Source organism: Polynucleobacter sp. 31A-FELB, from assembly GCF_018882405.1.
GTDB lineage: Bacteria > Pseudomonadota > Gammaproteobacteria > Burkholderiales > Burkholderiaceae > Polynucleobacter.
This window is the reverse complement of record NZ_JACVOO010000006.1, coordinates 16,410-28,515: the sequence shown is the minus strand read 5'-3', so window position 1 is coordinate 28,515 and position 12,106 is coordinate 16,410. Positions and strand designations below refer to the sequence as shown.

General features: G+C 44.8%; 11 protein-coding genes. 3 read left to right on the top strand and 8 right to left on the bottom strand.

The annotated features are described in order from the left end of the window. Positions 1-4 precede the first annotated feature (4 nt). From ICN30_RS05235 to ICN30_RS05210, 6 genes are all read right to left on the bottom strand, one after another. The gene (locus tag ICN30_RS05235; protein WP_216273779.1) at positions 5-769 is read right to left on the bottom strand and encodes an SDR family NAD(P)-dependent oxidoreductase; all 765 of its coding nucleotides are present in this window, start codon (positions 767-769) and stop codon (positions 5-7) included. Between the two features lie 40 nt (positions 770-809). Continuing rightward, the gene (locus ICN30_RS05230) at positions 810-1,961 is read right to left on the bottom strand and encodes an acyl-CoA dehydrogenase family protein (protein ID WP_216273777.1); all 1,152 of its coding nucleotides are present in this window, start codon (positions 1,959-1,961) and stop codon (positions 810-812) included. A 33-nt stretch (positions 1,962-1,994) separates the two neighbouring features. Beyond that, positions 1,995-3,053, bottom strand: a complete 1,059-nt coding sequence (locus ICN30_RS05225) for an enoyl-CoA hydratase/isomerase family protein (protein ID WP_216273774.1) — start codon at positions 3,051-3,053, stop codon at positions 1,995-1,997. Positions 3,054-3,084: 31 nt separating this feature from the next. Continuing rightward, positions 3,085-3,981 (bottom strand): 3-hydroxyisobutyrate dehydrogenase, encoded by an 897-nt coding sequence (gene mmsB, locus ICN30_RS05220; protein WP_216273772.1) that lies wholly within the window; start codon positions 3,979-3,981, stop codon positions 3,085-3,087. A gap of 139 nt (positions 3,982-4,120) precedes the next feature. After that, positions 4,121-4,897 (bottom strand): enoyl-CoA hydratase, encoded by a 777-nt coding sequence (locus ICN30_RS05215; protein WP_216273770.1) that lies wholly within the window; start codon positions 4,895-4,897, stop codon positions 4,121-4,123. Positions 4,898-4,914: 17 nt separating this feature from the next. Further along, positions 4,915-6,420 (bottom strand): CoA-acylating methylmalonate-semialdehyde dehydrogenase, encoded by a 1,506-nt coding sequence (locus ICN30_RS05210; protein WP_216273767.1) that lies wholly within the window; start codon positions 6,418-6,420, stop codon positions 4,915-4,917. Between the two features lie 178 nt (positions 6,421-6,598). Between ICN30_RS05210 and ICN30_RS05205 the strand changes: the two genes are divergently transcribed. Continuing rightward, the gene (locus ICN30_RS05205) at positions 6,599-7,471 is read left to right on the top strand and encodes a LysR family transcriptional regulator (RefSeq protein ID WP_216273764.1); all 873 of its coding nucleotides are present in this window, start codon (positions 6,599-6,601) and stop codon (positions 7,469-7,471) included. A 21-nt stretch (positions 7,472-7,492) separates the two neighbouring features. Here ICN30_RS05205 and ICN30_RS05200 read toward each other — a convergent pair whose 3' ends face one another. Beyond that, the gene (locus ICN30_RS05200; RefSeq protein ID WP_370626599.1) at positions 7,493-8,569 is read right to left on the bottom strand and encodes a CaiB/BaiF CoA transferase family protein; all 1,077 of its coding nucleotides are present in this window, start codon (positions 8,567-8,569) and stop codon (positions 7,493-7,495) included. Between the two features lie 2 nt (positions 8,570-8,571). After that, on the bottom strand, positions 8,572-9,255 hold the full coding sequence (locus ICN30_RS05195; RefSeq protein WP_216273762.1) for a Crp/Fnr family transcriptional regulator: 684 nt from the start codon (positions 9,253-9,255) through the stop codon (positions 8,572-8,574). A 107-nt stretch (positions 9,256-9,362) separates the two neighbouring features. On the opposite strand from ICN30_RS05195, the gene ICN30_RS05190 reads away from it, so the two are divergent. After that, entirely contained in the window at positions 9,363-11,303 is a 1,941-nt protein-coding gene (locus ICN30_RS05190) for a long-chain fatty acid--CoA ligase (RefSeq protein ID WP_216273760.1), read from the top strand. A gap of 2 nt (positions 11,304-11,305) precedes the next feature. Next, on the top strand, positions 11,306-12,097 hold the full coding sequence (locus tag ICN30_RS05185) for an ABC transporter ATP-binding protein (RefSeq protein WP_216273758.1): 792 nt from the start codon (positions 11,306-11,308) through the stop codon (positions 12,095-12,097). Positions 12,098-12,106: the final 9 nt, after the last annotated feature.

Below are 12,106 nucleotides of genomic sequence, written 5' to 3'. Positions count from 1 at the left end.
AAAATTATTTTGCAGCCATGCGAATAGAACCATCTAAACGAATGACTTCACCATTGAGATACTCATTACTTAAAATCTGTTGAACCAAAGAGGCAAATTCCGCTGGCTTACCCATACGTGCGGGAAATGGCACCGTTTTACCTAAAGCGTCTTGCACTTCTTGCGGCATACCCAAAAGCATAGGCGTCTCCATAATCCCTGGGGCGATAGCCATAACGCGAATGCCATATCGAGACAATTCACGGGCGATTGGCAAAGTCATTGAAACAATGCCCCCCTTAGAAGCAGCGTACGCAGCCTGACCAAGCTGGCCATCATAAGCAGCTACCGATGCAGTGCTAATTAATACGCCGCGCTCTCCTGACTCAGTTGGCTCAGATTCGCTCATCATGGCTGCAGCCAAGCGGATCATATTAAAACTACCAATTAAATTAATGCCAATTGTTCTAGAGAAACTCTCTAATTTATGCGGACCTTCTCTACCCACCACTTTTTCAGCAGGCGCAACACCTGCGCAATTAATCAATCCACGCAACACACCCATCTGTGCAGCCGCTTCAAATACCTTGCTAGCACTCAATTCATCAGTAACGTCTGCCTTTACAAAACAAGCATGATCCCCCAGCTCAGCAACCAATGACTCGCCGCCAACAGAGTTCACATCAGCCAACACAACTTTGCCGCCCTGATTAACTAGCATACGAGCAGAGGCTGCACCTAAACCAGACCCCCCGCCAGTGACTACAAACACGTTATCTTTAATTTGCATAGAAACTTATCTCACTTATTTCTTTTTGTATAAAAATTGCTTAAAAATCCAAATCTTTTAAAGAACGTGCGATAACTAGACGCTGTACTTCACTCGTACCTTCATAGATTTGAGTAATGCGGGCATCACGATAAAACCGCTCGACCGGATAGTCTTCTAGGTAACCATAGCCCCCATAGATCTGTATTGCTTTAGAACAAACTGTTTCGGCCATTTCAGAGGCAAATAATTTAGCTTGAGAAGCCTCGGATAGGCATGGCACATTTCTTTCGCGCATACTTGCTGCCTGCAATATCAATAGTCTTGCAGCATTGATTTGGGTTTGCATGTCTGCTAAAAAATTAGCAATACTTTGGTGCTCGATTAAAGGAGCGCCAAATTGAATGCGCTCTTTAGAGTATCTAAGAGCCGACTCAAAAGCAGCTTTTGCGATTCCAAGCGCTTGCGCACCAATTCCAATTCGGCCACCCTCCAGATTTGCTAATGCAATAGCCAAACCTTTACCTCTTGGCCCCAAAAGATTAGCCTCCGGAATTTCGCAATTATCTAAAGTGATGGCGCAGGTATCTGAGCCGCGTATACCCATCTTCTTTTCAACTCGATTCACAATAAAACCAGAGGTATTGGTGGGAACTAAAAATGCGGAAATGCCTTTTTTACCCAACTCAGGATCAGTAACTGCAAATACGATCGCTAGGGATGCGCGCTTACCGTTACTGACAAATTGCTTGGAGCCATTTAAAACCCATTTACCGTCTTTAAGGGTGGCTCGTGTTTTCAGATTATTTGCTTCTGAACCAGCTTGGGGCTCAGTTAAACAAAAACAGCCAATTGCTCTGCCGCTAGCTAACTCAGCTAACCACGCTTTCTTTTGCTCGTCGGATCCAAACTTCATCACAGGGCCGCAGCCAACTGAATTATGAATACTCATGAGCGCGCCTACCGCGCCATCACCAGCGGAGATTTCTTCAACTGCTAAAGCATAAGAAATGTAATCAACACCTGCACCGCCCCACTCTTCAGGAACAATCATTCCCAAAAGACCGAGTTCACCCATTTGAGCAACAGTCGAATCATCTATCCAACCCTCATGATCCCAGCGTTCACCATGGGGAGCGAGTTCATTCTTGGCAAAATCTCTTGCCATATCCCGCACCATCATTTGTTCTTCAGTAAATTCTAAAAAGCCCATGATTGAATCCAGTTATTTGTTGAGATTGACTGATTAATGTGGATATAGCTCTGGTAATAAGCCATTTAATTCTTTAGGTGATAACTCGGCTTTCTTGTAGCGCCATTTCGGAGCATTATCTTTATCAATAATGAGCGCCCGAATGCCTTCTATAAAGTCACCAACGATCATCCAGTGCTTTGCCAAAACTAGCTCCATAGCAAAACATTGCGATAAATCCAAAGACTTTCCAGCCTGAATCATTCTCAATGTTCCGGCCATAGCGATTGGAGAATTTGTCGACATTTTATTTAATGCCTCCGCAATCCATTCAGCAGGAGCCTTCTGCTCCAATTCCTGGAGAGCCAACTCTATAGCCTCTACCGTATCCAAAGAAAAACATTGCTTAATCTGCTTGCCAATCTTAGAGAAATTGGCATCAGTAGCATGATTAGATGCGCCCAAGCCCTTAAGTATTCCGTCAATTTGAGGAGCCAAGGGCTGAGCAGCATTTAAGCCTTCCAAGCCCACGAGCAATTTAGGAAAATTTTCAGAATTCATTACCCAATCGGCTAGCTGGCTATAGACAGCGTCCTGAGCTTGAATGGATTTGCCAGTTAAGCCCAAATAAATACCAATGGAGTCAGGGCAGCGCGACAAGAAGTAGCTACCCCCAACATCTGGAAAATATCCAATCGCCGTCTCTGGCATCGATAGCTTGGTTCGCTCAGTAGCAATGCGATAAGTAGCGCCTTGTGAAATACCCATTCCACCACCCATCACATAGCCATCTATAAATGCGATGTAGGGCTTTGGATAGGTGTAGATGTACTCGTTAAGCGCGAACTCTTCTTCAAAAAATGTGAGGTGATCACTTTTACCCTCTTTCATACTTTCGTACAAAGAGCGAATATCACCGCCAGCGCAAAATGCCCGATCCACGGCGCCACTTACTACCACCACATTCACCGAATCGTCGCTAGCCCACTTCTTTAAGCAAGCATGCATTGCACGAACCATATTCAAATTAATTGAATTGAGCGCTTTTGGGCGATTCAAAATAATTTGACCGACACCGTTCTTTTGCTCAATGATTAAATCTTCTGTCTGCATGGCGCTAATGAGTAGTTGTTATAAGTAATTATTATTTTTTACGAAATAGATTGATGATGGCTGAAAAATCTAAGCCTCCATCACCCTGTAAGCTAAATGTTTGATAGATCTGCTGAGCCAAGCTACCCAATGGGATTGGCTGTTTTGCAGATTTTGCCGCCTCAGCAGCCAAACCTAAATCCTTGAGCATGAGATCAGAACCAAACCCACCGGTATATCCGCGGCTAGATGGCACATTCTCTAAAACACCAGGATAGGGATTGTAAGTATCTGAGCTCCAGCAACGACCGCTAGAGGTATTGATAATTCCTGCCAAGACTTTAGGATCCATGCCTAAAGAAACGCCCAAGGACATTGCTTCTGCTGTACCAATCATGGAGATACCTAAAAGCATATTGTTAGCCACTTTAGCAACCTGACCATTGCCGCTGCCGCCACAGTAGACGATATTTTTTCCCATCAATGAAAAAATGGCCTTCCATTGATTGAAGTCAGACTCTTCTCCGCCCACCATAAAAGTCAAAGTACCAGCTTCCGCCCCACCAGTTCCACCTGAAACTGGTGCGTCCAACATGACTGTTCCCTGCGCTTTAGCTAAGCCTGCAATCTCTCGGGCTGTTTGCGGATCAATCGTAGAGCAATCAATCAGCACTGTATTTTTGGTAACGTTTTCAAGTAGTCCGGCAGGGCCAAGATAAACAGACTTAACATGAGCAGCAGCTGGCAACATGGTAATAATCACATCCATTCCAGCGGCGGCAATCTCTTGAGGCGCAGATAAAGCTTTTGCTTTACCAGGACTTTGATCTACTAATTTTTTGATTGAGGCTTCCATCAAATCAAAAATGAAGAGCTCATGACCAGCCTTCAGCAAATTGCTTGCCATTGGGCCACCCATATTTCCTAAACCGATAAAACCTATCTTCATTAAAACCTCCGATTAAAGCCAGCCCACCCTCTTCATCTGAGTGTCGAGCTTAAGCCTATAGCATTGAAATAGTTGTCATTTAATGGACAATTTAAGGGGAAGTCCTGATATATCCCGTGGACTCCCCTGGCAAAGCAATTTATTTATTCTTAAAACTGGGTTTGCGTTTTTCAGCAAACGCATTCATGCCTTCTTTTTGATCTTCTGTCGCAAAAGTGGAATGAAACAGTCGTCTCTCAAAATGAACGCCTTCATTTAAAGAAACCTCATAAGATCGATCAACCGAGTCTTTTGCCATCATCACAATCGGCAGAGACATTGAGGCAATCTTTTGAGCGGTCGCTATGGCATCGTCAATTAACTGATCAGCCGGCACAACTCGGCTCACCAGACCACTTCGCTCAGCCTCTTGAGCATCCATCATGCGACCTGTTAACACCATTTCCATGGCCTTTGACTTGCCAACAAAACGAGTCAAGCGCTGGGTTCCACCGGCGCCAGGTATGGTTCCAATCGTAATCTCTGGTTGCCCGAACTTCGCAGTGTCTGCAGCAATAATGAGATCACACATCATTGCCAGCTCACAACCGCCGCCTAAGGCATAGCCAGCAACGGCAGCAATAGTAGGTTTGCGAAACTTCGTAATGCGCTCCCAAGTGCCGGTAATGAAGTCTGACTTATACACATCCATATAAGACCAATCTTTCATTACCTTAATGTCTGCACCCGCAGCAAATGCCTTATCACTACCAGCAAGCACCACTACTGCAACATCGTCATCAGACTCTAGATTATCTAAGGCATCAGCCAACTCTCTAGTGAGATCCGGGCTAAGCGCATTGAGTGCTTTTGGTCTATTTAGACGAATCAGGGTGACCTTGCCATGCTTCTCTAGCAAAATATTTTCATAAGTCATTTCAAGTGATCTCCAAATTATTTCAAGCTAATCGTTGTATTCACACCAGTCGCAACAGTGCTGTCATCAAACCAGCGCTCAGTAACCGTCTTAGTTTGAGTATAGAAGGCGATGACTTGTTTGCCATAAGGACCTAAATCACCAAGCTTGGATGCTCGTGAACCCGTAAATGAGAACATGGGGACTGGAACAGGAATAGGTACATTAATGCCAACCTGACCTACATCAATCTCCTCTTGGAATTTACGTGCGGCAGCACCAGACTGAGTGAAGATTGCAGTTCCATTGCCATTTGGATTGGCGTTAATCATCTCAATCGCCTCATCGATATTCGCGGCAAAACTAATGCAAAGTACTGGCCCAAAAATCTCTTGGTCATAAATCACCATGCCTTGCTTAACACCAGAAAAAATGGTAGGCCCAACAAAGTTTCCACTCTCATAGCCCTTAACCTGAACCTTGCGACCATCCAAGACTAAAGCTGCCTCTGATTCACCTTTTTCAATAAAGCCAGTCACACGCTTGTGAGCATCTTTTGATACCAGCGGGCCAACATCCGTGCCTGTCTCAACACCAGCACTCACCTTTAGTGTTTGAGCTTTAGCTACCAGATCTGCAACCCAATCCTTTGCTTCACCAACCAAAATCGCTACTGAAATTGCCATACAGCGTTGGCCAGCCGCACCAAACGCAGCGCCTGCCAAGTTATTTAATGTTTGCTCTTTATTGGCATCCGGCATCACGATGGCATGATTTTTTGCACCCATCATGCATTGCACACGCTTGCCGTTTAAGGATGCGCGGTTATAAACATGCGTACCTACTTTTGTAGATCCCACAAATGAAATAGCCTTGATATGGGGGTGATCACAGATAGCATTCACCACTTCTTCGCCGCCATGAACAACGTTCAAGACACCCGGTGGCACGCCCGCTTCATGAGCCAACTCAACCAAACGCATCGTCACCATTGGATCTTGCTCAGAAGGCTTAAGTACAAATGTATTCCCTGTGGCAATAGCCATAGGGAACATCCACAAAGGAATCATGGCTGGGAAGTTAAAAGGGGTGATGCCCGCGCAAACTCCTAAAGGTTGCAGAATGCTGTAGGTATCAACACCATTGGCTACGTTATTAGCAAATTCACCAAGCTGTAAGTTACCAATTCCAGAAGCGTGCTCAACCACTTCAAGACCACGGAATACATCCCCTTCAGCATCAGCCAAAGTTTTACCTTGCTCAGCAGTCAAGATTGCTGCGAGCTCTTTCATGTTGTCGCGAATCAACTGTTGGTATTTCAAGAAAATTCTGGAGCGAGTGCCAATTGGTACTTTCTTCCATGTTTTAAATGCTTCTCTAGCACTTTCAACAGCCTGATTAACCTCATCAATCGTGGCAAATGGAACTACGGCCAACACTTCTTGTGTTGCAGGGTTAACAACATTGCGCAAATTGGTCGACTTAGAAGAAACCTTCTTGCCATTTATGAAAAGCGGGATTTGTGGGACGTTTTGTGCTGACATAAAGATTCCTTGTTTTTCGGGTTAACTGAGGTAATAAAGAAAAAGCAGGTTATCAGCATAAAAATATGGTATCAATAGCATTTAATGCATACTTAATGTGCAAAAATGCACACATAAGGGTTACTATTTACCCATATCAAAAGCGCATTAACAAAACCGCAAAAAATTGGGGTATTCAATGGATTGGGACCATCTACGTTTTTTCTTAGCCTTAGCAAAAGATCATCGCCTGGTGGTTGCAGCACGGTCTTTACAAGTCAATCACACGACGATTGCTCGCAGAATTTCTGCTTTAGAGCAAGAAATGGGAGTGCAGCTATTTACCCGCAGCAATTCTGGGTATGAGCTTACAGTCGCGGGGTTGCAATTGCAAGACATTGCCAAACAAGTAGAAAAACAAATTGGCAACATCCGAAATCAAGTCAATGAAGTTAATCAGGAAATTACCGGGGTTGTACGAATTGGAACTACTGAAGGATTTGGCACCGTTGTTATCGCTCCCATTCTGAATGCCTTGGGAAAGCAATACCCAAAACTCATCATCGATTTACTAGCGCTACCGCGTATGGTGAATCTTTCTCGGCGCGAAGCCGATATCGTCATCACCCTGCAACGCCCGACCCGCGGGCCTTATTTGGTTACCAAGCTACAGGATTACTCTCTACATCTTTATGCTTCACCTGAGTATCTTGTCAATAACCCTCCCATTGAAGCCAGATCTGACTTAGACAAACAAACCTTCATAAGTTACATAGATGATTTACTGTTTAGTAAAGAATTAAGCTACCTAGACGATATCTGTCGCCCCCAAAGAATTGCTTTTCGTAGTACGAGTATCCAAGCGCAATTGCAGGCTGCCTTATCTGGACTGGGCATCGCCATCCTTCCCAGCTTTATGGCAGAATCAGTAGCGGGGCTAGTTCCAGTATTGAAAAAGGAAATAGAAATCATCCGCAGTTTCTGGATGATCATGCCCAACGAATATCGAAAGATTGATCGAATGAATCTAGTATGGGATCACATTAAGAAACACGGCGGGAATAATCCCTGAGAAACAACTTCTAAATTGGATTTAGAGAAACCTTACCGGACTCTGAATCCAGGGCTTTCCTTCGGCATCAGTCTGAACCATTGCGCGCTCGCCAAAGAGGGGGTGCTTCATGGTCTCATCCAGCGAGAGTACGGGGGTGAGGCAGCAATCCACCCCAGAAAATTGACGCTCCCAATTGGCTCGATTTTGCGTTTGAATAAGCGCCTGAACTTTATCTCGCAAATCCAGGGCCTCTGGGCCCCCAATAGCCTGCCCAAGCGACCAATGTAGCCCGGCCCATTCTGACTTTCCCACGGTAGAGCAGAAAATCTCCCAAAATTTGAGCTCCAAAGCCCCTAAGGCAATCCACCGACCATCCTTACACTGGTATAGGTTGTAGCAAGGTACGCCACCATTTAACAGATCTTCCGTTGGGCCCGGGGCAGACCCAGAGTGATGAACTGCAACCTGTGCGGTCACGTTATGAGCCAACACCCCATCGGTCATAGAAACATCGACAACAGACCCTTGGCCGCTACGTTGAGATTGCCATAAAGCCGCTAAGCAGCCCATGGCCGCAGAAACAGCGCCGCCAAGAACATCTGCAATCTGAATGTTGGGCATGATCGGCCTGCCATCCAAATCGCGCATTTGATCGAGCACTCCAGTGAGCGCCAAAGAATTAATGTCGTGACACGCTTGATTTTTCCATGAGCCAGTCATGCCATAACCAGTAATAGCGCAATAAACGAGTGATGGCTTTAACTTTAATAATTGCTCATGTCCGATACCAAGACGCCACATTACTCCTGGTCGAAAACTTTCTATAACAAGATCAGAAGATTTCACTAATTCAAGAAATTCATTTCTATCTTGATCGACTTTCAAATCCAAAAATACAACTTTTTTATTATGGTTAATGGATCGATAAAAAACGCTTGGCGTTTGTGATTTTTCTTCTTCAGGTGTTTGGAAAAAGTTACGTGCATAATCGCCCGCTCCCTTATCTTCCACCTTGATGACATCCGCGCCCATACTGGCCAGATGCCACGTACATACAGGCCCCGGGAGGAGACGTGTCAAATCCAGAACCTTCAGTCCGTGCAGGGGTTGCTTCACAATTATTTACCCAATTGATCCGAGTGAAATGTACTAAGCTTTTCTAAATCAATAATATGGATCTCACCATAACTCACGCGAATTAACCCATGTTCTTCGAGTGTTTTTAAGGAGGTATTTACGCGCTGTCGAGAAAGACCGGCTAACTGCCCCACTTCCTCTTGAGAAATCTTGAGCATCATCGTTTGCTGTGGATACCAAGCGTCAAACATTGCTGCCAGTGAACGAGCCACTCGCGTATCTACATCCAACAATCTTTCATTTTCCATGGCGCCAATGAACTGACCTAGGCGCTTATTTAATTGAGATATTAAAAAACGATTAAAGAAAATGCTGTTATCTAGCAACCACAAAAAAGTAGCTCTTGGCATGAGTGCCAACTCGGAATCGCGCAAGGTCAAAGCATCGTAGCGCCTAGACTCCTCTTTTAATAAAGAGCCTTCACCAAACCAAGCACCAGGGGTAAGACCAAGCAAGGTCGTTGATTTGCCGCTTGGAGCGATGTTATTAATTTTGACCACACCACTAATCACACCAAACCAATGATCAGCAGCATGCCCTCTTCGGCACACATATCCTTCTGCGGGGATGCGCTTTACCTGAATTTCTGAGCGAACTTTATTTTGCTCTGCAGCATTTAAGCCAGTCATCCACTCACTATTTTGTAACAAAACTTCTAATGACATCAGGAGTTCCCCTAGTTTGTCAGGTAAATGACAACCATTCTAATTTGTGGAGGATTATGCTTGTTTCAACCCAATAATGCCAACAAAGTTAAACAAATACATTCCCTATGAATAAGGCAGTTAATTCGCTTACTTTTCCTAAGCTACTCCTAAAACACGCCAACGCTATACCCAAAAGACCAGCCTATAGAGAAAAATACCTCGGTATTTGGCAAGTGACCAGCTGGGAGCAAAACCTTGATGACATCAAAAAGCTAGCTAGCGGCCTAGCTTCCCTGGGCTTTAAGCGTGGAATGAACCTGGCAATTATTGGTGATAACCGTCCTAAGCTATATCAGGCCATGGTTGCCGCCCAATCTTTAGGCGGCGTTCCAGTGCCCCTCTACCAAGATGCCGTAGCAGCAGAGATGATTCACGTTCTAAATGACGCTGCGATTTCTTTTGCCATCGTAGAAGACCAAGAACAGGTTGATAAGTTATTAGAGATCAAAGATCAGATCCCAACCTTAAGCACCATTATTTATGAGGACCCCAAAGGCCTTAATGATTATGTGCAAAGCTTTTTACACTCAGTAAAACAAGTTCAATTGTTGGGTGAGGTCTTTTCTAAAGAGCATCCCGAATTTTTTAATACTGAATTAGAAGAAGGCAAAGCGACTGATCTTTCAGTCATTTTGTACACCTCCGGCACCACTGGCAAACCCAAGGGCGTCGCTCACACACATCAGAACTTTATTCGAGCAGGGCAAAATAGTTCTGAATTTGACAAGCTCAATTACAAAGACAATATCCTCGCTTACCTACCAATGGCGTGGGTTGGCGACCATCTCTTCTCTTTTGCGCAGGCCATGGTTACAGGCTTAACCGTTAATTGCCCAGAGTCAAAAGAAACCGTCATGGCAGACATGCGCGAGATCGGACCAAGCTATTACTTTGCTCCACCACGGATATTCGAAAGCTTATTGACTCAAGTTACGATTCGCATGGAAGATGCTGGTGCGTTCAAACGTAAATTATTTGAATTGGCAATGGCTCACTCCAAAAAAGTAGGCAGTGACATTTTGGATGGCAAGCCTGTTGGCTTTTTAGATCGCCTGAAATACGCTTTCTACAACCTCACCATCTATGCTCCTTTGCGCAATGCGCTAGGCATGAGTAAGATTCGCGTTGCCTACACCGCAGGTGAAGCAATTGGGCCAGACTTATTTCGTTTCTACCGTTCAGTTGGCGTGAATTTGAAACAGTTCTACGGCCAAACAGAAACTTGCGCTTATGTCTGTTTACAGCCTGACGGCCAAGTGAAATATGACTCTGTCGGCATCGCAGCTCCTGGAATTGAAATCAAACTTGCTGATTCAGGCGAAGTTTTGGTCAAGGGCGTGAGCGTAATGGATAGCTACTATATGCGACCAGATGCGACCGCTGAATCCATTGATGCCAATGGTTACTTTCACACTGGTGATGCAGGCATTTTGGATAAAGATGGTCACTTACGCATCATTGATCGCGCAAAAGACGTTGGCAAGATGGGCAATGGCAAATTATTTGCGCCTAAATATATTGAAAACAAACTGAAATTCTTCCCCTTCATTAAAGAGGCAGTTGTATTTGGCGATGGAAAAGATTCCATCATGACTTTCATCAATATTGATTTTGATGCAATCGCCAACTGGGCCGAACGTCGCCATATTCCTTTTGCAGGCTATATCGATCTTGCTTCCAAAGCAGAGGTTTATAAGATGATTGGTGAGTGTATTGATAAGGTCAACGTAGATTTAGCTGATGACCCAATGCTTAGCCATGCTCAAATTGCTCGCTTCCTTGTGCTCCACAAAGAATTGGATCCAGATGATGGTGAACTTACTCGCACCCGTAAGGTACGCCGTGGCTTCATCGCCGAAAAATATGCCCCACTGCTTGATGCGCTATATGCAGGCAAGACAGAGCAATTTATTGAAACTAAGGTGAAGTTTGAAGATGGAAGGGATGGCAGCATCAGTGCAACCGTTCGAATTCAAGACGCCAAATCTACTGCGGAGCACGCATAAATATGACTTCACGGACAACCCAAGATAAAGACACCGTTTTAAAGCTTGAAAACATTTCACTGTCTTTTGGCGGTGTAAATGCACTCACCAATATTTCATTTGATGTCAAAGAGCATGAGATCCGCTCCATCATTGGCCCAAATGGTGCTGGCAAAAGCTCCATGCTGAACGTAATCAATGGTGTCTATCACCCACAAGCTGGCAGCATTTACTTTCGCGGTGAAAAGCGTAAGCAAATGAATCCCGCCCAAGCAGCACGTCAGGGCATCGCCAGAACCTTTCAAAATATTGCTCTCTTCAAAGGCATGACTGTGCTCGACAACATCATGACCGGAAGAAATACCCAAATGAAGTCTGGCTTTATTAGTAATGCTATTTGGGTTGGCAAAGCGAGAGATGAAGAAGAGTTAAATCGCCAAAAAGTAGAAGAAGTTATCGACTTTCTTGAAATTCAGCATATTCGCAAGACTCCAGTTGGCAAATTACCTTACGGCTTGCAAAAACGTGTTGAACTAGCACGCGCACTTGCTGCTGAGCCATCACTACTTCTACTCGATGAGCCGATGGCAGGCATGAACGTTGAAGAAAAGCAAGACATGTGCCGCTTCATATTAGAAGTCAATCAGCAATACGGCGTAACCACCGTATTGATTGAGCATGACATGGGCGTGGTAATGGATATTTCAGACCGCGTCGTTGTGCTGGACTATGGCAAGAAAATTGGGGATGGATTGCCCGATGACGTGAAAAACAACCCCGAGGTCATTAGTGCCTATTTGGGCACTAACCATTAATGACTATCG